This window comes from Pyxidicoccus sp. M15 (assembly GCF_056858435.1).
On the sequence record NZ_CM166495.1, the window covers coordinates 12,713,813 to 12,735,592 of the forward strand.

Here is a 21,780-nt window from a genome sequence, read left to right on the forward strand (position 1 = left end):
ACCCTGTCCGCTGTGCGACGAGCGATGGGGCCCCGGGGCAACCCGGCTCCTGACGCAACCGGGCTGCACGGTGTGCGACATGCGGCGAGCCCTACAGCGAGAACAGGTAGGGGCGGGGCTCAGGAACCTTCTTCACACGCAGGATGTGGCTCTGCTCCACGGCCATGCGGGGCACCGCCACGGGACGGGGGATGCGGAGGATGCCGGGGACGTCCTCGCTGGAGAATACATACCGGCCCTGTCTGTCCTTGTGCGTGCAGCCCACCTCCAGGAGGAGGTAGCGCTGGATTTCGGCCGGGTCGGTGGTCCCCCAGTTGAACTTCGCGAGCGCGTCCACCGTGAGCCCATACATCTCCGCGACGCTCTCCAGCGTCTCGCCGTCGCGGACCTGGTGCTCGGCGATGCGCGCGAGCACTCGCGGGGACGAGGACGTCTTGCCCTTGCTGCCCGCCTTCGCCGGCTTCTGCTGGGACCAGGGGCCACCCGTGCGCACCAGCGCCAGCGTGTTGTCCAGCGTGGCGCCGTCGAGCACGGAGAGCACGTTGGCGGAGCCTTCGGGGACGTCCTTCAGGTCGATGCGGCCCTCCGAGTCGGTGGTGGTCCGCTGCTCCGACGCGTCCGAGAACTGGATGCACAGCTGGATTCCAGAGATGGGCACGTCCGTGACGTCGTCCACGACCTGGAGGCGCAGCCACAGCGGCTCCGCGTCCTCCACGGGAGGCGCCACCTCGGGCGTCTGGGCGAAGGGGGGCGCGGCGGTACGAAGCGGCAGCGGCGCGCGCGCCAGCCGGAGCAGGCCGAAGGAGAACAGCGTGGCCGCGTGTCGCGCGACGGCGTCCGCGCCCAGCGACGTGGAGGAGCGCGCGGCCGTGTGCCCGTGCGTGTAGACCAGCTCCCGCAGCGCGCGGAGGTTGGCGTCATCCCGGACGAGCTGGAGCAGGCGGTGCTCGAGCGTCCAGCCCCGCCCTACGGCGACGGGCTCGTGGTCTTCGGGAATCAAATCCTGCAATTCGAGAATGACATACTCGCGCAGGCCGTCTCGCAAACGATGGCGAAGGGGCATGGTGTGGGCGCGCTGGAGACGCTCCACTCTTGAAGACGGAGTCAGCGGAATTTCCTGGTCGTTGCCCGGACCTCAGGGCCCTTTCGACCAATGGAGCAGTGCCCCTCCGTATCATCGGTATGTTCGACCAACGCGAGTGGCGGGTCATCCGCGAGCCGCAACACCCGCCCCGGGTCCACCCTGCCCCGCATGAATAGCCGAGCGAGCCGGGCCGTCCTTGACCCCAGGATGAAGCCCTCCCAGGCTTCGTCTCAGCGGCCACCGCCGCACAGCCTCTTGGGTGTGTGCCCATGCGCGCACGCGCCGAGGAACGGACGATGAAGCAGACGACTTGCCGCCGCTCCCTCTCCTTCTGGGCCGCCTGCCTGCTGGCGCTGGCCCCCACGACGACGTGGGCCCAGGCCGGCAAGCCGGTCTACATCCAGGGCTCCGAGGTGAACCTGCGCGACAAGCCCGCCACCAGCGCGAAGGTGGTGGCGAAGGTCGCCATCGGCACCGAGTGCCAGCAGGGGAAGAGCGCCCCGAAGCAGTGGGTGCGCCTCAAGTGCGGTGACGTGGAGGGCTTCACGCTCAAGTCCCTCGTCGGCGCGGAGAAGCCCAGCGTCGAGGCGCTCCTGGCGCAGGCGCAGGACACCACCCGGGCCGCGAAGGTGCGGCTGGACGCCGCCATGCGCGCGGCCACGCTGGACCCGGAGAACGCGCAGGCCCTGACGCTCGTCGCGGACCGCTTCTTCGACGTCAACTTCGAGCAGCTCCTGAAGGACCAGCGCAGGGGCGGCCTCCACGAGACGTCCCTGGTGTTCCGGCAGATCACCCAGGAAGGCCCCCCCGCGAAGCGGGAGGCGGGCGAGGCCGGTGTCATCCGGGAGCTGGAGAAGATTGACTTCGACTGGCACCGCATCGTGTTTCGCGGCACGGCCTTCGTCAGCGCCATGTCCCGGGGCGGCGCGCTCGCCGTCTACACGGGCGCCTACGCGTCCACGAAGGGGCTGTACACACCGGCGCTCGACGACCGCGACGAGGACTTCCGCGTCATCATCGAGTCGCGGAGCATCTCGCCGGCACCGGAAGTGCTTCAGCGGGCCCTGCGCCAGGGCGCGCGGCCCCCGGTGCCGGACGAGCAGAAGTACTCGCCGGACTGGCAGGAGTCCCCGGACATGCCGGTGCTGAGCGCGGACTCCCTCCGGCTCTATCTGTCGCTGCCCCCGCGCTGGTACACGCTTTCAAAGACACACGACGGCACGTTCATCATCGACGCGAGCTGCGCGCTCTTTGGCGTCGACCTCCGCATGGACCTCCACCGCCGGGCGTTCATCTGGTGGCGCCGGTTCGAGGGCGGCGGAGAGGCCACCAGCAAGGTCATCCGCGTCGTCAGTGTTTCGAAGACAGAGACCGGGTTTCAACTGCAGCTCAGATATCGGAGAGGGCAACAGGAGACCCTGGCCATCACCTGGCCCATGGCCGTGGCCAATGTGTCTCGCTGGGAGGTGGGGCCCATTGGTGAAACCCACCACTACGCCGTCGTGAATGCCAGGAACATCCCGGTCGACGACTCCGACTGTCATCCGGAGTAGCGCCGCCGGTGCGGTACCGCAGAGGGGGAGCAGGGACTCATGGGGCTTCAGCGTCAGTTCTATTTGAAGGAAGACGGCAGCGGGCTGGGCGTCTCCGAGAACATCATCGAGCGGGAGGGAAACACGCTCCTGCGCGTCTTCCCCGTCGACCTCTACGAGTTCCCCGAGGAAATCAAGCGACAGGCCCGGGAGTGGCACGTCATCAAGGTGCCGCTGCTGGGACAGCAACTGCTGGAGCCCGAGCAGGCACCGGACTGGTGCGGGCGGACCTCCGCCTCGATGCTCTACAACTACTTCCAGCTCATCAAGGGTGGAGATCCGCGCCCGCACTACATCACCCACTCGCGCGCCGGGGACCCGGAGTGCCTGCTCGACCTCCGATATCCGGCAGGTGAGCGGGCCTTCTTCGGCCCCCCCGCCGACGACACCCAGCGCAAGCGGGGCTGGACGGTCATCCCCCGGCCGAACTCGTATGAAATCCAGTCCGGCGCCGCGCCCGCGGCCCAGGAGCAGGGAGAGATTCCCCTCCCCTTGAGTCAGATCTTCCCGGCGCAGGAGCCTCGCCCGACGGGCGTGGGCCGCATCCTGCGCTATCGCTGCCCGGGGGACGGCGAGGAGCTCGGCCACCTGCTGCCGGACTCCATGCGGCAGGACGCGGACGCCATCAAGAACAGCGAGGAGCGCGCCCGGGAGCGGTTCGCCCACCTCATCGACTGCCTTCGCGCCAACAACCCCGTCGTCATCTACACGGGCATCGGCTTCAGGAACAAGAAGGACAACGTCAACCCGCGCCACATCATCGTCATCTGCGGCTACTGCATCCTGGACCTCGGGGGCACGCGGCAGCTGTGGCTCGTGACGGCCGACCCGTCCACCAAGTCCGGCTTCGCGAAGACGATGCTCCGCTCGCCCAACAGCGACGGGCGCGTGGACCTGGGCCACCGGCTCGAGCCCCACCACGCGCTCTTCCGGATGCGCTCCGGCATCCTGAGCGACGGCTTCAAGATGAAGGGCTTCGCGTCCTTCAACCTGGTGCGCGCCACGGCCTTCTTCGAGAAGAACCCCCAGGCGCTGGAGACGCCCTACGACCGGTTCCTGGACCACACGGACAGGCAACGCGGGCGCTACCTCTACCGGGAGAAGCGCACCGAGGTGCCCCCCGAGGTGCTCGACAGCAGCTTCAGCCGGCCGAAGTACAGCTTCCCGCTGCGCGGCTCCACGGCCTCCAGCCACCCGTGGCAGTGCTATTACAACAACGAGTCGCTCGACACGGGCATCGGTGGCTACTACGTGCTCGGCCTGCAGCGGAACCTGCACGGCGGCGTCCACCTCTTCCCTCCCGCCCACCTGGACCTCGCGCCCGTCAGCGCCGTGGCCCCGGGCCATGTCGTGGCGGCGCGGCTCCCCGGCCAGCACACCTCCAGCCTCGGGCCGGGCGTCGTCGAGGCGCTCGGCAACTGGCCGGGCTTCGTCCTCCTCCGCCACGAGCTGGAGGCGCTGAAGCAGGAAGACGGCAACACCGTCGTCGGCAAGCGGGGCACGTTCTACACGCTCTACATGCACCTGCGCTCGCCGGTGTACCTGGCGAAGAACGACGCGGAGCAGGCGCGGGGCCCGGCGCTGGACCGGTACTTCCGGGACGTGCCCTGGTTCCAGAAGCTGTACCGGCAGCGCTTCGGCGCGTGGGTGCGCATCGCGGAGGACCCGAAGGTTGCGCCCGGCACCCTCGCCTGGGCCGGCGCGCCCGTCACCGAGGGGAGCGAGAAGCTCGCGGAGGCGGGCGCCACGGCCGGCGCCCGCGAGGCCCGGGTGCTCGCGGACGATGGCACCCTGAAGCCCATCACCGTGCGCACGAAGGAAGGCCGGGTGGAGTGGCTCTACAAGCCGCCCCCCGGAAACCTCCAGGCGGCGATGGAGGCGCTGGCCGACGGCAAGGTGGTCACCTTCGAGGAGCCCTTCTTCCCGGTGGCCACCGGCGAGGTGCTCGGCTTCGCGGGCCCCCTCCCCGGCCAGCGGGCGACAGCCGCGCCGACGTTCCAGGTGCCCGCGGACCCGGACGTGCCCGGCAGGCGCAAGCAGTTCACCCTGCGCTCGGGCTTCCTCCACTTCCAGCTGTTCTGCCCCCAGGAGGAGAAGGAGAACGGCATCAAGCTGCTCGAGGAGTTGATGAAGAAGCTCGAGCTGGGCGGCGCCAGCCCCGCCGAGCTCCACGAGGTGAAGGAGGAGCAGCCGGACAACTTCCTGAAGGTGTCCGAAATCCAGGACCACCTCAAGACGGCGCTCCCGCCGGAGGACCGGGAGGCCTTCGGCAAGGCCACCGCGGAGGTCTTCGATGCGGCCGAGAAAATCAAGCGCAGCAGCATGGAGTACGGAGCGCGGGTCGCCTCGCTCCTCGACAAGAACACCTCGTTCGCGCCCGAGGCCGAGAAGCCCGACTGGAGCTCCCCCTGCTGCCGCTTCGCCTATCCGCTGAAGCTGGAGGTGGAGACGCGCTTCCTGCCGAAGCCCGAGCAGAACACCATGGTCACCGGAGGCTGCTACGAGCTGGAGCTGTGCTTCGAGCAGGAGGTCGCCGGTGAGTGGCTGCGCCTGGAGTGCCCCCGGGGCGGCTGCGGCGGCGAGGAAAAGGGCCGGAAGGTCTGCAAGCCCGCGGTGCTCAAGGTGGATGGGAACAAGCTCGCCGCCGCGAAGGACGGCGTCGTGCCGCTGTCGCTGAAGGTGCCCGCCATGGCGGAGCGGATGACGCTGAAGGCGAAGGAGGGCTTCTTCATCGAGCAGGCCGTCTCGCTGCCGGGCGCGGATGGGCGACTGCTCGCGCAGGGCATCACCCGGCGCTGGCGCAATGTGCGGCTCGTCCAGAAGAACGAGTGGACCTCCGAGAACGTCCAGTCGGTGCTGGGCAAGGTGAACGCGGCGCTCGGGGTGGAGACCGACGAGGCGGCGAAGAAGACGGTGGCCGAGATTGCATGGTGCGACCCGGCGAAGGAGGCGCACATCGCGCGCGTGCCGTCCCTGGGCGAGGGGACACCCGCCAGGCCGCCGGGCAAGAAGCTCTTCGACGCCGGAGGGTGGCTCGCGCCCGCCAGCCTGCTGGAGAACCTGCACCCGGTGACGGGCGTGTGGCTGCTCAACGTGCTCGACAAGCAGAAGCAGGCGCGCGTCCGGGACGAGTGGACCGTGCCCTCGTTCCGGAAGGAGGACCCGAGCCCGCTGTGCGCCGGCTGGGTGGCGAAGGGCGGTGAGCGCAACGTGGGCGACACCGCCACCGCGGTCGTCATCGACGAGGACTTCGGCTACGACCCGGAGAACCGCGTCACGCTGCTCGCCACCCAGGACGGGCGGAAGCTCGTGCTGTCCGGTGCCCGGGAGTACGGCCCGGGTGGCAACATCGTGCAGCAGGTCCAGACGGCCTTCTGGGGCGACTGGTCCCTGGAGCTCGCCGACACGTCCAGCCCTCCGAAGACGCTGACGCCCAAGCTCCAGCCGCCCTTCCTCACCCCGAAGCTGACCGTCCCCCGCCCGAAGCTCGCCGGCGAGCAGGTGGAGGGCGAGCCCGTCCTCACCGAGCGTCCCCAGCGGCAAGCGGATGGGAGCTGGCGCTGGCGGCTCCAGTTCTCTGGGACGGCGCCCCGGGAGCTGCCGGGCTTCATCCTGCTGCGGACCGACACGCGAGAGACGGGCCCCGGCACTCCCTATCCGGAGCGGGTAGTGCCCGTCACGGTGCGCTCGCGCACCCAGGCGGAGGCGCCCGAGCTCAATCCGAAGCTCTTCGTGTTGAACAGCACGAAGGATGTCATCACCGGCCTGACGCTGGCGGGCGAGCAGAAGCTCGCGGGCACGGAGAAGCTCTACGTCATCGGAGACCACGTCCGCTTCCTGGACTGCCTCCGGGCCATGGACATCCGGGTGGGCTGGGCGCTGGTGAAGGGGCTCGGCAGGCTCGCGGCGAAGAAGGTCTCCTTCAAGCTGACGGCCCTGAGCGCGGACGGGTTGACCTGCACGCTCCAACTGCTGGGAAGCAACGTGGACCTCCGGCGTCTGGAGGCCGCGGGCGCGAAGCAGGTGCGGCAGCCCCAGGCGAGCATCGCTGAGCTGGAGTTCGACGTGGCCGTCTGCGACGAGCCGAAGGTCTCCAGGGCGTGGGTCTTCGACGCCGAGCGCCAGTTCATCGTCAACAGCAGCCCCGCGGCGAGGGACACCGCGCTCGGCTCCAGGAAGTTCAGCGAGTACCAGGCCGCGTACCGCCAGGGCTCCTCCGTGACACTGCACGTCCAGCTCGCCGCGGCGCTGTGGCACGCGGAGACGGCGCTCGGAAAGCAGCCCCTCGTCATCGAGCGAATCGAGGCCTCGGGCATGAGCTGCGTCATCGACGCCAGCGGGAAGGGCGCGGTGGACCGGGTGCGCGCGGCGGCCGTGTCCGGCGGCTTCGAGGTGACGGAGGCCGACCCGGCGAAGAAGTCCCGGCTGCGACTCACCGTGGACCCCGCGGCGAAGAGCCAGGCCGTGGCCACCTTCCACCCCGGGCACATCTTCGACACCCTCAACCAGAGCGAGCTGCCGCCCGGCATGGAGCTCTTCTACTGGTTCGAGCTCGTGGCCCTGAATGGCCAGGCCTTCCTGCACCGCAGCCCCGGGGAGAACACCGGTGAGAGCGATGGCTCGCTCACCCTGGCGGAGTTCGAAGCGCTGAAGGCGAAGACGGCCAAACCCATCCATGCCACGCACGAAGGCCCGGGCCGGTACCGGAAGGTGGCCCTGCGCGACGTGGTGGCGGCCACCGCCACCGAGCCCGCGCGGCAGCTGGCCTTCAAACCCGCGCCCCGTCCGGGCCAGTGCGAGCTGGAGGTCTTCGCCAGCGTCCACGGGGCGCCGGAGGACCTGAACCGCTACACCGCGACGTTCTCGCGCAAGCTGCCCAAGGCCACGAAGTGGGAGCCGCTCAAGGGCTTCACGAAGGTGCGGCCGGAGAAGCTCGACCTGCAAGGGGACAACAGCGTGGCGGAGTGGCGCGTCTCGGCGCGCGTCCCGTACCCGTCGACGCCCGTCGACGGCGCGACGGAGTTCAAGCTGGAGCTGGTCTCGGACAACGTGGAGTGCGAGCCCCGGCACCTGGAGGCGACGGGCGCGTATGACTTCAAGCCGCGCTGGGTGGGCGACTTGACGGTGGAGCGGCAGGGTGAGCGGCTGGAGGTGCGCTGCCATGGCGAGGGCATCGAGGTGCCGGTGCCGGGCTCGAAGGACAAGAGCGCCTGGAATGTCGCCCGCGAGTTCGAGCTCGCCGTCACACCCGACAAGGCGGACCCGCACCTGGAGGGGCTCAAGCCGAAGCTGTCGGAGCACATCCGGTACGCCACCCCGAAGCCGGATGGGAAGCGCGGCGGATGTGACGTCGAAGGGGACTTCGTCGCCACCGTGGACCTGAAGGCGCTGGAGCCGGACGTGCCCTACACGTTCATCCTCCGGCGCGCGGGTGGCAGCCCGGTGCGGCAGACGGTGATTCCGGAGAAGAAGAGCCAGCCCTTCACGCGCACGCGGGACGAGGAATAGACAGACATGGCAACAGCTCAAGAGTCCCACGGAGACTGCCAGCTCCCGCTCGGCTACGACGGCGTCGTGCGCATCCGCGCGGTGCCACACCTGGTGCTCCGCCCCGAGCCCCAGTCGCAGCCCACGCAGATGAGCCTGGACACCTGGCAGGTGATGGTGGGCGGCAGCAGCGAGAACCTGGTGGGCAACGTGCCCTGCCGGCTGGAGTGGATTGTCACCAGCGACTGCTTCGCGGAGAAGCGGCTGGCCCACCGCCGGGAGACGTGCCTGTCGCCCAGCGGCAGGGGCTTCGTGGTGCGCGAGAAGGTTGGAGAGGGCACGCAGCCATTGCGGCTCTCCATCTACGAAATGGGGCTCATCGGCACGGGGCGGCTGGGCTTCAAGCTGGAGCCGCTGCTGTTCGGCAACCAGCCCGTGGAGGTGAAGCCCGGGGACGCGGCGGCCATTCCGTTTGATTTGGGAGCGCGCATCGACTTCGGCCTCGCGCCCGCGGAGCTGACGTCCGGCTGGCTGCCCGACTTCTTCGAGCGGCACGTGCGGAGCCCGCGGGTGGGAACGCTCCTCCAGCTGAAGCCGGACATCACGGCGCTCTTCAACGGGCACCTGGCCACGCTGGACATCTTCCCCACGCCAGTGGAGGGCGTGGCGCCGGACCCGGGCGCGACACTGCACCTCGAATGGGAGGTGGGCCACCCGGACGCGGAGAAGGTGCTGCTGTGGAAGGTAGGCTTCCTGGCGGTGCGTGGGGAGGGCCCGGAGGTGCTCGACAACCGGCTCGCGGCGCTCGGCGGCATGGAGTCCTCGGCGAAGCTGGGCTTCCAGTACCGGCTGGGAATCACGAAGAAGCCGCCGCCCGCGCCGCCCGCGCCGGAGGGAAAGAAGGGCAGCAAGAAGAAGCCGCCGCCTCCGCCACCCGTCGTGGGTGTGTTCGCGGACTCGAGGCTTGCGCTCGAAGTGCCGAGGCCGCGCCTGAAGTCCCTCGAGGTGGAGCTGGACGGTGGAAGGCTGGGCATCCGGGGCGCCTTCGAGAACTTCAGCGACTCCGTGGAATTGGGCCTGACGGTGAAGTCGTACGTCCGCGTGCCGCAGGGAGAGGGGTGGCGCGTGGAGGAGCTGGATGACTTCTTCCGGAACGTCCTCGAGAGCACCCGCCTGGAGACGAGCCTTCCCATCCAGCACACGGAGAAACAGTACGCGGCCGTGACGCTCTGCCTGCCGGACGACGTGTCGACGCTGCTGGCGGAAATCCAGACGGTGACGGTGACGGCCCGGGAGAACACCTTCGAGCGCGAGCTCCTCGACTTGAAGCAACTGCCGAGACACTACGTGCAGGTGCTCAAGAAGGTGCCGGGGCTGCAGGTGTTCGTGGCCATCAGTCCCATGCAGGTGGCGGGCACGCGGGAGGTGCCCTTCTGGGCCATCGCGGACTACGAGGCGAGCGAGCCTGGGAGCCACAGCGGCTTCGCGCCCTTCGAGGGCGGCGCGTTCGTCTCGCGGGTATTCGCGTCGGGCGTGTGCACGGGGAACACGGTGGACCTGTCGGGCGAGGTGGAGCGGCTGTCCTCGCCGATGCCGATTGTTCCGCCCGAGCTGCAGGAGGAGTTCTCGCTCTTCGTCGGCACGGTGTGCGGCGAGGCGATTGGCCAGAGCGAGGCGGCGTGGAAGGGCGTGGCGCACACCATCATGAACCGGGTGGCGCGACACAAGGAGTGGACGGAGTGCCTCACGCCGACGGACGTCATCGTGAAGACGGGGTTCGACGGGCGGAAGCATCCCAACTGCGATGCGGCCCGTGCCTACCTGAAGTCGCCCGCGTCTTCAGCGCTCGAGTTCCGGGAGAAGCTGGAGCGGCTCATCACCGCCGTGACGCCCATCTACATGCGGCAGGACGGGGATGGGGGAGACCCGACCTACTTCTACAGCCCGGCCGCCCAGAAGGCGCTGCACGAGAAGAAGCCCATCGAGTATCCCCACCTGATTCCGCCCTTCGTCAACCAGGGTGGAGACAAGGCGCTGGTGGATATCTCGGCGAAGGTGCTTGGTGATGCGAAGGACGACTTCCGGTTCTTCGCCTTCAAGTTCCCGGAGAAGAACGCACGGATGACCGAGCAGGAGCTTGCCGCGGCCAGGGCGCGGCCCCAGGTAGCGAAGAGTCGGTAGAGGAACCGCCAGGAGGCGAGCCTTTCGCGGGAGTAGCGTCTAGACTTGATTGCTGATGCCGGACGCGCCCTTCTGGGACTCGCCTTTCTGGGAAGAGCAACGAGCCCTGGAGCGCGCCCGAATTCGTGCAGAGATTCTGATGGCCTTCGCGAAGGCAAGGGGACTTGCACTCCCGCCCGATGCCGAGCAGCGCCTCGCCCAGTTGGATGCTGACGCATTGGAAGCGCTCACCCAGCAGGCCGTCACCGTGCCGGACAAGGCGGCTGCAGCGCTCCTCGTGGCCACCCGCCCGCCGGAGCACTGAGCCTCGCGCCCCTACTCCTTCACCGCGCCCGCCGTCAGCCCGGACACAATCCTCCGCTGGAACAACACGGTGAGCACCACCAGGGGCAGCGTGGCCACCACGGAGGCGGCGGCAATCTCTCCCCACGGCTCACGGTACTCGCTGGCGAACAGGCTGATGGCCACGGGCACCGTGCGCTTCTCCGGCGTGGACAGGAACGTCAGCGCGTAGAGGAACTCGTTCCACGCGAAGATGAAGACGAGAATCGCCGTCGTCGCCAGCCCTGGCGCCGCCAGGGGCAGCAGCACCCTCCGGAACGCCTGGAACGGCGTGCACCCGTCCACCCTCGCCGCGCGATACAGCTCGTCTGGCAACTGCCGGAAGAACGACGTCAGCACCCACAGCGTCAATGGCAGTGCAAACGTCGCATACGGCAACGCCAGTCCAATCAGGCTGTCCCGCAGCCCCACCGCGCGAAGAATCAGGTACAGCGGGCTCACTGTCGCAATCGGCGGGAACATGCTCACCGCCAGCGCCGCGCTCAGCAGCAGCCCCCTCCCCCGGAACTCCAGCTTCGCCAGGGCAAAGGCGGCCGCCGCGCCCATGGTGAGACAGAACGCCGTCGTCAGCGCCGCCACCAGCAGCGAGTTCGCCACCACCCGCAGGAAGGGCCGTCCCCACAGCACGCTCACGTAGCTCGTCAGCGTCAGGTGCGAGGGCCACGGCCGGGTCAGCTCGCCGTCCGGCCACAGGCTCGTCATCACCTGCCAGAAGAACGGCCCCAGGAAGAACGTGAGGAACGCCACCACCGCCAGCGCCGTGCCCAGCCCCGGCCGCTTCATCGTGCGCCCTCCTCTCGCCCCAACAGCCGCAGCCACACCGCCGCCAGCACCACCACGCACAGGAACGTCGCCACCGACAGCGCGCTCCCGTACCCGAAGTCTCCCGAGCGCATCAGCGTCTTGTACGCGTAGATGCTCAGCGTCTCCGTCGTGTTCGCCGGCCCGCCTTCCGTGAGCACATAAATCGCGTCGAACACGCGGAACGCATCCAGCGAGCGGAACAGCAGCGCCAGCAGCAGCGCCGGCTTCAGCAGCGGCAGCGTAATCGACCGGAACATCCGCCAGTTCGACGCGCCATCCACGCGGGCCGCCTTGTAGAGGTCCTCGCCAATCCCTTGCAGCCCCGCCAGCACCAGCAGCGCCACGAAGGGCGTCGTCTTCCACACGTCCACCAGGATGGCCGCGTGCAGCGCGTACCCCGGCGCTCCCAGCCAGTTGATGTCACTCCCCGGCAGCAGGCGGTTGATGACGCCGTACTCGGGGTTGAACATCCACGCCCAGAGCCTCGCGCTCACCACGGTGGGAATGGCCCACGGCACCAGCACCGACGCCCGCAGCAGCCCGCGCCCCGGGAAGGAGCGGTTGAGCAGCAGCGCCAGAGGCACCGCCAGCAGCAGCTCCACCGTCACCGCCACCAGCGTGAAGTACGCCGTGTTCCCCAGCGCCGACCAGAAGCGCGCGTCGCTCAGCAGGAAGGCATAGTTGTCCAACCCCGTGAAGCGCCGCTCGCCGAACACGAGGATGAAGCGGTGCAGGCTCAGCCACACCGCCGCCAGGATGGGGTACAGCGCCACGCCCGCCAGCACCACCACCGCCGGCGCCACCAGCAGGTACGCCTGCCGCCGCTCCCGCTCCAGCGAGCCTCCGCCGCTCACGCGTCACCTCCGGGTGGGCCGGATGCGGAGCCTGTCCGCGTTGGCGGCGTATTCGGGAAGCGGACGCGGCCTGCACGGAATGACGGGATGGGACAGCCCACCCGGCGCCCGGCAGCGGCGGAAGGAATGTTCATTCCGCGAGTCCTCCCCCGGAAGGGAGGGCGCCCGGATTCATGAGCCACGCTCGCTTCAGCGAACCTCCGCCGCCCCGAGCCCCTCACTCCCCCACCCCCGTCAGGTGGTCCACCTGCTTCTGCGCGCGCTTCAGCGCCGCTTCCGGCGTCCTCAACCCCGCCACCGCCGCGGAGAACTCGCTCTGCAGCACGTCTGAAATCAGGTTGTAGTACGGCGTCACCGGCCTCGGCCTCGAGCGCTCCACCATCTCCTTCAGGTTGGCGATGAACGGGTCCGCCGCGCGCAGGCGCGGGTCCTCGTACACGGCCGGCCTCGGCGGGTTGCGCGCGTAGTTCAGCGCCAGCACCAGGTTCGCCTCCGGCGACGTCAGGTGCGCAATCAGCTTCGCCGCCAGCCTCCTGCGCTCCGGCGACACGTGCGCATTCACCGCGAGCTGCCACCCGCCCAGCGTCCCCCACCCCGGCTCGCCGCTCACCGTCGGCAGCGGGGCAATCCCCACCTTCCCGCGAATGGGCGAGTCCGGCTTCTGCGCCTCGCTCCACGCATACGGCCAGTTGCGCATGAACACCGCGCGCCCCTCCTGGAACACGCGCCGCGCCTCCTCCTCGGAGAACCCCGTCACCGTCTCCGGCGACACGCCGCTCTCCACCAGTCCGCGCAGGTACGCGAGCGCCTCGCGCGCGGGCCCCGCGTCCAGCAGCACGCGTCCACCCTCGCCCAGCGCCTCGCCCCCGTGCCCCCAGAGCGCCTCGTATACGTTGCAGCTCAGCCCCTCGTACTGCCGCCCCTGCCACACGTAGCCCTGCACCCCGGGCGCCTTCGCCATCGCCTCGCGCGCGTACCGCCGCAGCTCCTCGTACGTGCGCGGCGCTCGCGGCACCAAATCCTTGCGGTAATAGAGGACGCCCACGTCCAGGTACCAGGGCACCGCGTACGTGCGCCCCTCCACCACCACCGCCTCCACCGGGCCGGGGAAGAAGTCCGCGCGCAGGCGCTCGGGCGGGAAATACTCAGACAAATCAGCAATCCATCCAGCACGCGCAAACTCGGGAACCCAGACGACGTCTGCCACCAGCACGTCGAAGTCATCCGCCCCACCTTCCAGTGAAGTCAGGAAGAACTGGTGCGCCAGGTCCGAGGAATTGGGCAGCGCCTCGGTGACGAGCTCCACGCCCGGGTTCTCCCGCTCGAAGCGCGCCAGCAATTCGCGGAATGGCTCCGGCGCCCCCCACAGCGGCTGGTACTTGAAGACGAGCCGCGTGCGCCCCGCCGGCGCGCCGCCCTCCTCTGACGCATGCCGACACCCACCCGCCGTCACGGCGAGCACGGCGAGGCCCAGCGCGAGCAAGGTGGCGTTGTGTCGACCCATACGCGCGGCATGAGTCCAGCCGCTCATCGCCTCGTCAATGCACCCGCGCACCTCAGGGTCCGCGCCCCAACATCCGTCCTGCCCGGGAATGCAGGGGGGGCCTCGTGCGCTTGGGAAAGCCAGACGCTATTGTGTCATCCGAACGACGGGAGGGGGCCCCATGAAGCAACAGGAAGAGTTGAAATTCGGCGAGCACCATTCGCACTTCGAGCCGCCCGACACGCTGGTGGTCGCCTTCAGTGGCCTCATCAACATGGACGAGGTGAAGCGCACGTCCCAGCTCTACAAGGAGACCTTCGAGCGCCACGGCCAGTACTACTGCATCGCGGACATCGGCCGCTCCCAGATTGACACCGCCGGCCGCAGGTACCTCTCCGACAATGGCCGCTCCGAGTGGTTCCACGCCGTCATCTACGTGGGCGCCGACGTCGTGCAGCGCACCTTCGGCAAGGCCATCGCCCTGGCCATGCTCTACACCGGCAAGACGAGCTTCGAGACTGTCTTCGTCGCCAACGTCGACGAGGCCCGCGCCTGGGTGACCCAGCACCGCGCCTCCCGTCAGCGCAAGGCAGGCTGAGCCTCCGGCCCCCGTCCGGAACCTGAAATCCCCACTCCGGGAAAGTCTGGAATGTCGCGTAGGACAATTCCTGGCGTTATGCTCGCGTGGATTCCGAAGGGAGTGACATGCAGCAACAGGAGTGGAAGATCGGCGCACACAAGGTGCGCTACGAGCCACCGGACGTCGTGGTGGCGACCTTCTCCGGGAACATCAGCCTGGAGGAAATCCAGCGGGCCGTGGAGGTGTACGGCGAAGTCGCGAAGCACGGCCCGTACTACATGATCGCCGAAATCGGTCAGTCCCAGCTGGGAGCGGAGCCGCGGCGGTACCTGTCGGAGAACGGCAAGGCCGACTGGTTCAAGGGCTCCATCTACGTCGGAGCGGACGTGGTGCAGCAGACCTTCGGCAAGGTGATTGCCCTGGGCATGCTGTTCACCGGCAAGACGCGCTTCGAGACCGTCTTCGTGAAGACGCTCCCCGAGGCTCGCGCCTGGGTCGAGCAGCACCGCCTCAAGCAGATCAAGAAGAGCGGCTGAGCCCGCCGCGCGGAGGTCCCCGCCGGGCCCATTCCGGGGCCCGGCGACCCGCGCGTCCGAAGTCATCCCCGCCACGTCTGGTGCCTTGCCGACCCGCCCGCGCGTCCGGAGTCAGGCATGCCCGGAGGTCGCACGCGATGGCCACCCTCCCGTCACTCCGGGTGGAAAACCCTTCAAGCACGGGCAGTTATCTACCATTGGCAGAATGTCACGGCGTCACCATAAACCCGTGTCACTAGAAAAATTCGCTCTAACTGGTACAGAAATGGGGATTTGTTGTATAGGCTGAACCCCAGGGCGAGCCCCATCCTGCTCGGTTGTTCCATGTCCAGGCTCACCCACATCCCTGTTGTTTCGCGTGAAGGGGCCCAGCCCCCTCCATTGCCAGCCAACCCGCAACCAGGGAGAGCGAGCCGGGGGGGCGCGCTCGACCTGATGAGTCAGCCATGCCCGTGACAGTCCAGAAGCAGGAAGAGACCGGAGTCCCCGCCCACGCCGCAGCGGCGACGCGCTGCCCCCACCTCGGCGCCCAGTACAACCCGTTCGCTGGCCCCCACGTGGAGAACCCGCACCCCTTCTTCGAGAAGCTGCGCAAGGAGGAGCCCGTCACCTTCAGCCCCATGCTGAACATGTGGCTGGTGAGCCGCTTCGAGGACATCACGGCCATCCTCAAGGACCCGGCGCGCTTCTCCAACAAGGACATGCTGGGCAGCGGCACGCACCTGACGGACGAGGCGAAGGCCATCCTCGCCAAGGGACATGACACGCGGCACGTGCTCCTGGGCATGGACCCGCCGGACCACACCCGCCTGCGCCGGCTGATGAACCGCGGCTTCACCGCCCAGCGCATCAACGGCATGGCGCCCTTCATCGAGAAGATGGCCCACCAGCTCGTGGACAAGTTCGTCGGCGACACCCGCGCGGACCTGGTGGAGCAGCTCGCCTATCCCCTGCCCGCCTACGTCATCCTCGGCATCATGGGCGTGCCCGCCGAGGACGTCTGGAAGATCAAGCGCTGGAGCGCGGACTGGCAGCAGCTCACCTTCGAGCACATCCCCGCCGAGAAGCAGGTGGAGATGGCGAACGGCGTCATCGAGTTCCAGCAGTACTGCGTCCGGCTGATTGAGGAGCGCCGCAAGAATCCGCGCGAGGACCTCACCAGCTACCTGGTGGCCGTGGAGGACGACGGCGAGGCGCTCACCATGGACGAGCTCGTCATGGCCATTGGCGCGTCCATGCTGTCCGCCGGCCACGAGTCCACCACCGCGCTGATGGCCAACACCTGGAAGCTGGCCCTGGAGCACGGCCTGTGGGAGCAGCTGCGCGCCAACCGCGAGCTGGTGCCGAAGTTCCTCGAGGAGGCCAGCCGCTACGACTCCGTCCAGCACTCCATGCTCCGCACCGCGCGCGAGGACGTCATGGTGGGCGGCGTGAAGATTCCGGCGGGCTCGCGCCTGATGCTGCTCTACGCCGCCGGCAGCCGGGACGAGTCGCTCTGCCCCTTCTCCAACAAGCTGGACATCACCCGGGAGAAGATTCCCCAGCACCTCACCTACGGCCGCGGCACCCACTTCTGCCTGGGCGCCCCGCTGGCGCGCCTCCAGTTCCAGATTACGACCAACGTCCTGCTGGACCGCCTGCCGGCGCTCAAGCTCGTCCCCCACCAGGACTACGGCACGTGGCAGAGCATCGTCCTGCGCCAGATGAAGCACCTGAAGGTGGAATGGACGCACGAGGCGTAGCCACAGCCCGGTAGAACGCTGTAACGAGGGCCTGGCGACCGTAAGACGGTCTCCAGGCCCTTCGCATGTCTGGAGCCCTGCCCCAGAAACCGACGACGCCCACAACCCGTGGTCGATTCGCACCGCACTGCGAGTGAATCACGAAGTCAGGAAAAACCCCCATTGGGTAGTTCCTGACTTCAAAGGGTAGTTTCACTCTGGAGGGCTTCCGGTGCTGAAAGAATATTCTTGCCAGACCACCCTATTTCAGGAGAAAGAGTCTAGGTACACCCTGCTTCCCAGTGAAGCAGAAGGAGCCCCCCAACTATGTACGCCGAGGTAGTGGACGAGGCGGATGTCCAGTTCGCCCGCCGGGTTGACCGCAAGGCCCTGGCGTCCGTGACGCGTGAGATGTCGCAGGTGAGCAACGTGCGGGCCCTGTGGGCGCTCGCGAGCCAGTGGCTGGTCATCGCCGCATGCTTCACCGCCGTCGTCCTGGTGGACCGCTGGTGGGCCTGGCCCATCGCCGCGCTGATCATCGCCTCGCGGCAGCACGCGATGCTGGCGCTGATGCACGAGGCGGCGCACTACCACTTCCTGTCCAACCGGGCGGTGGGCGACGTGGTGAGCGACTTCCTCTGCGCCTTCCCGCTGAACATGACGACGGCGGGCTACCGGCACGAGCACATGCTGCACCACCGCTACGTGAACACGCCGCAGGACCCGTACTGGGCGGGGCAGATGGTGGACGCGTCCTGGCACTTCCCGCGCACGCCGCTGCGCGCGGCGGCCGTCTTCATGGCGGACGCGCTGGGCCTGTACGCCCCCAACCACCTGAAGGTGGTGCTGCCCTGGACGTACTGGGGCCGCCTGGTGGGCAAGGCGAACCCGAAGATTTCCGCCTTCGAGCACGTGCGCTACTGGCTGTACGTGGCCACGCTCGTCACCGTGCTGGTGACGACGGGCGCGTGGCTGCACTGGCTGTTCCTGTGGGTGCTGCCCACGACGACGGTGATGATGGCCTTCTTCCGGATGCGCGCGCTGGGCGAGCACCCCATCGACCCGAACCCGAAGGGCGACGAGACGCGCGAGACGCGCGACGTGGAGGGCACCGCGCTGGAGAACTTCTTCGTGGCGCCGCTCAACGTGAACTACCACCTCACGCACCACGCCTTCCCGTCCGTGCCCTTCTACAACCTCCCCGTCATGCACAAGGAGCTGGAGAAGGCTGGGCTGCTGGAGGACGGGGTGAACATGTTCGACACGTACCTGGGCGCGAAGAACAGCATCCGCGAGTTCATCACCCGCACGCCGGAGCCCTCCGCCTCGATGGCGGTGGCTGCCTCGCAGCAGGAGCTGGGCCAGCCGCTGCACTCGTGACGGCCGCTCGCGGCCCGCTTCCCGGGACGCGTGAGCCGAAGGCCGACACCAAGGCCGCCGCAAGGAGCTGGGGGGCTTCTGCGGTGGCTGGAAGGTCGGCTTCGGGGCTCACCTCACGGGAAGCGGCGCAGCGAGGACCACGGGAACGGCCTCCAGAAGGGCGTCGCCAACGTGTCGCCGTCCAGCGGGAACCAGGGCGCGTCGTCTCCGCCCGGTGAGAGGACGTGGAAGTCCTGGGCGGGCATGAAGCCCTGCCCCAGCAGCGCCACCCGACGACCCTCGGGGTTGGCCGCCACGTCCAGCACCAGCACCGCGTGCCCCGGGCTGCCGCCCAGCACGAAGAAGTCCCCGGGACGCACGTCGTCCCGCGTGGGGCGCTTCTTGAGGGGCTCCAGCGACATCGTGCCCGCGTAGGTGAAGACCAGGTCCAGGTAGGAGCGGAACGCGGCGCGGGAGGAATCCGCCTTCGCGCTGCGCACCCATGCCACCTTCGAGCCCGTGACTTTCGCCCGGTCTCCCGCCGCGTAGCGGGGCCAGGCGGCGGCGTCTCCGCTGGTGAAGCGGTAGGCGATGTGCTCGCGCTGGTTGCTGGACCAGAGCCACTCGGCGTGGAGGCGGATGACGGAGTCGGCGCACTGCTGGAGGTTCGCCGTGCCTACGTCCATTTCCGCCACCGCCGCCAGTCGCGAGTCGTCACCGGCCAGCACCTCGCCGCCCCGGAAGTGGCGCACGGGGGCGCCTTCGGGACGCAGGGGCAGCCCCCGCAGCCACGCGCCGAACGAGCCAGCCTCCACCGCGACGCGCGTGTAGCCCTTCGGGGGCGCGAAGGCGGACTCCAGCGGACGGATGCTCGCCTCCGCGGAGAGCCACGCGTAGCGCGCCAGCTCCTCGCGGGTGGGGGCCCGGGGCCCGGCGGTGGTGGTGGAGGCCTCCGCGGGCTCCTTCCCCTGGAGCGCGAGCACCTGGCGCCGCATGCCGAGGACGGAGTCGCGGGCCGCCTCGCGCTCGGAGGTGTCGGGGGGCGTGGCCCCGGAGGACTCCTGGCCCAGGAGCGCGAGCCACTGGCGCCTCGGGCCGGAGACGACCTCGTGCTCCAAGGTGGAAGGAGCCATGGCCTCGGAGGAGTCCTGGCGCCTCGGGCTGGAGACGGCGGCCTCGTGCGCGGAGGAGGAAGGAGCCATGGCCCCGGAGGATTCCTGGCCCAGGAGCGCGAGCCACTGGCGCCTCGGGCCGGAGATGTCGGCCTCGTGCGCCGAGGTGGAAGGGGCCATGGCCCCGGAGGATTCCTGCCCCAGGAGCGCGAGCCACTGGCGCCTCGGGCCGGAGACGGCGGCCTCGTGCTCGGCGGATGGGGAGCGGCTCACCCGGGGGGCACTGGAGTCCAGCGGCAGGCCCGTGGCCTTCGCCGCGCCGGGAGCCAGGAGCGCCAGCACCAGCAGCCCCGATACGCCAAACGGCGCGGGGCGGCGCGCCTCAGGGCCTGGGGCCGCGGCGCCCCGGGCGCGAGGTGAAGGGGAATTCACTTCCGGTTCCCGCGATACGCGGGAGGGGACACGGTGGGGCTCATGCACGGCGCGGAGGCTCCGGGTGGGATGAGGTGCACAGGAAATGACGCTCCCTTGCTTGGAACATTCACACCCGCCCGGAGTTCCCTCGCGGCCTTTCCGGCCCCTGTTTGCTGGAATCCCGCCCGCGGCCCTGTACCCGCGTCCCACGGGGGCGTCGCCCCTTGGACTCCGGCCCCCTGGCTCCCCTTCCCGCCATTCTGCCTGCCTGAGGTGGGGTCCGCCGCTGAACGGTCATCCGCCGGGCCCCGTGCATCGCGGGGGTTGAGGACGCACTTTCAATGCATATGCAACGCCGGGCGAACCTCGTGCTGCTCAACACCCTGTCGCTGTCGCGGCTGCCCATGGCGGTGGCGTTCATCGTCATCCCCGACACGGTGCTGCGCGCGGTCCTGGTGATGCTGGCGGCGTTCACCGACTTCCTCGACGGGTGGATTGCCCGTCACCGGGGGCTCGCCACGCGCATCGGCGCGCTCATCGACCCGGTGGCCGACCGGGGCTTCATGGTGACGGCCATCCTCGTCTGCTACCTCGACGGGCTCATCGCCCTGCCCGAGGTATTGCTGCTGGTGGTGCGCGACATCGGCACCGCCATCGGCTTCATCGTCGCTCGCATGGTGCCGGGCTTGCGGTCGGTGGAATTGAAGGCACGGCTGCTCGGCAAGGTCGTCACCTCGCTGCAGCTGGTGGCGCTGTTGTGCGTACTGCTCTTCCCGCCGGCGGTGTCTCCGCTCGTCGCGCTCATCGGCGTGCTGTCGCTCGCCTCGGTGGTGGACTACTCGCGCGCGGTGCTGCATGCGCGCACTCGCGGCCCCGGGTCCTCGCGGGCCCACGCACACCACGGCCCCTCCGAGGGGCCTACGTCTTCAATGCCCACGGCGCGCAAGTAGCGCGCGGCAGGGGGCCTCAGCCCTGGGGCGGAGGCGCGGAGTCGGTGCCGTGGGACTCCGGAAGCCCCAGCGCCCGCGCCCGCTCGGAGGCGATGGCGGAGCGCTCGCCGTCGGTCATCTCCGACCAGACCTCGTCCATGGCATCCAGCAGGGCATCCTCCTCGGGGGAGTCGCCCTCCGGATGTCCCGCACGCACGAGCAGGAGCTTGCGCAGGAGCGCGCGGTATCGGTCATAGGCCGTCATGATGGAAAAACCTCCGCCCCAGGGACGAGCCCGAGGCATGTGACTGACGGAGCGTGGCTCGCCCTCCCTCCTCATTCCTCCGGCGCCGCCGGCAATACGGCGATCTCCAGCGTCTGGTGCTGGCCCACCATGTCCACCACCGCCCGGACCTGCTCCCCCTTCTTGAGCTGGAGCGCTCCGATGCTCTTCCCGTCGCGGAGCACCTGCGTGGCCGGGCCCACTCCCAGCGTCAGTGACACCTCGGAGCCCGTGTCGATGACCACCTGTCTCGGCGAGACCGATATCAACCTGCCCGTGTAGACGGCGTTCACCACCGCCGTGCCTCGCGGTGCGGGGACGTTCGAGCCCGCGGGCGGGACGTCACTCACCACGGGGGCCCGGGTGCCCGTGCCTTGCGGAGTGCCCGCGCCGCCGGTGCCCTGCCCCGCGCCCGCGGCTCCGGCCTGCTCGCCCTGGCCCCCCGTGCCCTGCGCCGGGCTCGCTGTCCCAGCCTGCGCGTCCGCGACACCCGCGCTCCCCGAGCCACCCGTGCCCGGCTCCGGGCTCGCTGTCCCAGCCTGCGCGTCCGCGACACCCGCGCTCCCCGAGCCACCGGTGCCAGGCTCCGCGTCACTTCGCGCCGTGTCGTCCCGCGTTTCCCCGGTGCCCGCTCCCGAGCCGCCCGTGCCCGGCTCCGCCACCTGCTCGCGCAGGCGTATCACCTCCTGCTGGAGCTGCGACATCTCCGCGCGCAGCTCGGCCACGCTTCTCCGGAGGTCCGCGGCCTCATCGGCGGGCAGCGCCTGTCCGCCCGCCTGCGTTTGCGGTGCGGCGGGCCGCGCCGCCTCCGCGTCACCCGACTGCGCCTTCGCCGTGCACCCACCGCACATCAGCAGCGACAGGCCCGCGATGCCCAACACCGTCCAGCTGACCTTGCGCAGCATGGGTCCCGGCCCTCCCTTTCCACTCCAAAGTTGGGGACTGCCGGGTCATGGACAACCACCCGTAGCGCCACGAAGCGCCTGGAGTGCGAGCCACCCGCCGAGCCCCCTCCGGCT

At 69.3% G+C, this 21,780-nt stretch carries 16 protein-coding genes; 9 read left to right on the top strand and 7 right to left on the bottom strand.

The window, feature by feature from the left end; translation table 11 throughout:
* Positions 1–91: 91 nt before the first annotated feature.
* Positions 92–1,000 carry a LysM peptidoglycan-binding domain-containing protein gene (locus ACX9TP_RS47480; protein ID WP_482977358.1) on the bottom strand — a complete coding sequence of 303 codons (909 nt, stop codon included), beginning with the start codon at positions 998–1,000 and terminating at the stop codon, positions 92–94.
* A gap of 380 nt (positions 1,001–1,380) precedes the next feature.
* Between ACX9TP_RS47480 and ACX9TP_RS47485 the strand changes: the two genes are divergently transcribed.
* Genes ACX9TP_RS47485 through ACX9TP_RS47500 form a run of 4 tightly spaced genes read left to right on the top strand, consistent with a single transcriptional unit; the run spans position 1,381 to position 10,648 of the window.
* Positions 1,381–2,637: a hypothetical protein gene (locus ACX9TP_RS47485; RefSeq protein ID WP_482977359.1), complete on the top strand. Its 1,257-nt coding sequence runs from the start codon at positions 1,381–1,383 to the stop codon at positions 2,635–2,637.
* Between the two features lie 39 nt (positions 2,638–2,676).
* Positions 2,677–8,184 carry a hypothetical protein gene (locus ACX9TP_RS47490; protein WP_482977360.1) on the top strand — a complete coding sequence of 1,836 codons (5,508 nt, stop codon included), beginning with the start codon at positions 2,677–2,679 and terminating at the stop codon, positions 8,182–8,184.
* A gap of 6 nt (positions 8,185–8,190) precedes the next feature.
* Complete coding sequence (locus ACX9TP_RS47495; RefSeq protein ID WP_482977361.1) at positions 8,191–10,344, top strand: hypothetical protein; 2,154 nt, start codon at positions 8,191–8,193, stop codon at positions 10,342–10,344.
* Positions 10,345–10,399: 55 nt separating this feature from the next.
* Entirely contained in the window at positions 10,400–10,648 is a 249-nt protein-coding gene (locus ACX9TP_RS47500; RefSeq protein ID WP_482977362.1) for a hypothetical protein, read from the top strand.
* A gap of 11 nt (positions 10,649–10,659) precedes the next feature.
* Here the strand turns inward: ACX9TP_RS47500 and ACX9TP_RS47505 are convergent, their stop codons facing one another.
* The 3 genes from ACX9TP_RS47505 to ACX9TP_RS47515 form a co-directional block, all read right to left on the bottom strand.
* A complete protein-coding gene (locus ACX9TP_RS47505) occupies positions 10,660–11,469 on the bottom strand; it encodes a carbohydrate ABC transporter permease (RefSeq protein ID WP_482977363.1) in 810 nt (269 codons plus the stop codon).
* Positions 11,466–12,344, bottom strand: a complete 879-nt coding sequence (locus ACX9TP_RS47510; RefSeq protein ID WP_482977364.1) for a carbohydrate ABC transporter permease — start codon at positions 12,342–12,344, stop codon at positions 11,466–11,468. Before ACX9TP_RS47510 ends, ACX9TP_RS47505 begins: the two co-directional genes overlap by 4 nt.
* Before the next feature lie 217 nt (positions 12,345–12,561).
* Positions 12,562–13,848: an ABC transporter substrate-binding protein gene (locus ACX9TP_RS47515; RefSeq protein WP_482977365.1), complete on the bottom strand. Its 1,287-nt coding sequence runs from the start codon at positions 13,846–13,848 to the stop codon at positions 12,562–12,564.
* Positions 13,849–14,008: 160 nt separating this feature from the next.
* Between ACX9TP_RS47515 and ACX9TP_RS47520 the strand changes: the two genes are divergently transcribed.
* The 4 genes from ACX9TP_RS47520 (at position 14,009) to ACX9TP_RS47535 (ending at position 18,044) form a co-directional block, all read left to right on the top strand.
* The gene (locus ACX9TP_RS47520) at positions 14,009–14,425 is read left to right on the top strand and encodes a SpoIIAA family protein (protein ID WP_482977366.1); all 417 of its coding nucleotides are present in this window, start codon (positions 14,009–14,011) and stop codon (positions 14,423–14,425) included.
* A 107-nt stretch (positions 14,426–14,532) separates the two neighbouring features.
* Complete coding sequence (locus tag ACX9TP_RS47525; protein ID WP_482977367.1) at positions 14,533–14,943, top strand: STAS/SEC14 domain-containing protein; 411 nt, start codon at positions 14,533–14,535, stop codon at positions 14,941–14,943.
* A 446-nt stretch (positions 14,944–15,389) separates the two neighbouring features.
* Complete coding sequence (locus tag ACX9TP_RS47530) at positions 15,390–16,685, top strand: cytochrome P450 (RefSeq protein ID WP_482977368.1); 1,296 nt, start codon at positions 15,390–15,392, stop codon at positions 16,683–16,685.
* Between the two features lie 306 nt (positions 16,686–16,991).
* The gene (locus ACX9TP_RS47535) at positions 16,992–18,044 is read left to right on the top strand and encodes a fatty acid desaturase family protein (protein ID WP_482977369.1); all 1,053 of its coding nucleotides are present in this window, start codon (positions 16,992–16,994) and stop codon (positions 18,042–18,044) included.
* Positions 18,045–18,157: 113 nt separating this feature from the next.
* Here ACX9TP_RS47535 and ACX9TP_RS47540 read toward each other — a convergent pair whose 3' ends face one another.
* Positions 18,158–19,018, bottom strand: coding sequence for a DUF4846 domain-containing protein (locus ACX9TP_RS47540; RefSeq protein ID WP_482982335.1), 861 nt, complete (start codon positions 19,016–19,018; stop codon positions 18,158–18,160).
* A gap of 878 nt (positions 19,019–19,896) precedes the next feature.
* Here ACX9TP_RS47540 and ACX9TP_RS47545 point away from each other — a divergent pair.
* The gene (locus ACX9TP_RS47545; RefSeq protein WP_482977370.1) at positions 19,897–20,499 is read left to right on the top strand and encodes a CDP-alcohol phosphatidyltransferase family protein; all 603 of its coding nucleotides are present in this window, start codon (positions 19,897–19,899) and stop codon (positions 20,497–20,499) included.
* Between the two features lie 16 nt (positions 20,500–20,515).
* On the opposite strand, the gene ACX9TP_RS47550 is transcribed toward ACX9TP_RS47545, so the two are convergent.
* Both ACX9TP_RS47550 and ACX9TP_RS47555 read right to left on the bottom strand, forming a co-directional pair.
* Positions 20,516–20,743, bottom strand: coding sequence for a hypothetical protein (locus tag ACX9TP_RS47550; protein WP_482977371.1), 228 nt, complete (start codon positions 20,741–20,743; stop codon positions 20,516–20,518).
* 71 nt (positions 20,744–20,814) lie between these two features.
* Positions 20,815–21,666, bottom strand: a complete 852-nt coding sequence (locus tag ACX9TP_RS47555) for a hypothetical protein (RefSeq protein WP_482977372.1) — start codon at positions 21,664–21,666, stop codon at positions 20,815–20,817.
* Positions 21,667–21,780: the final 114 nt, after the last annotated feature.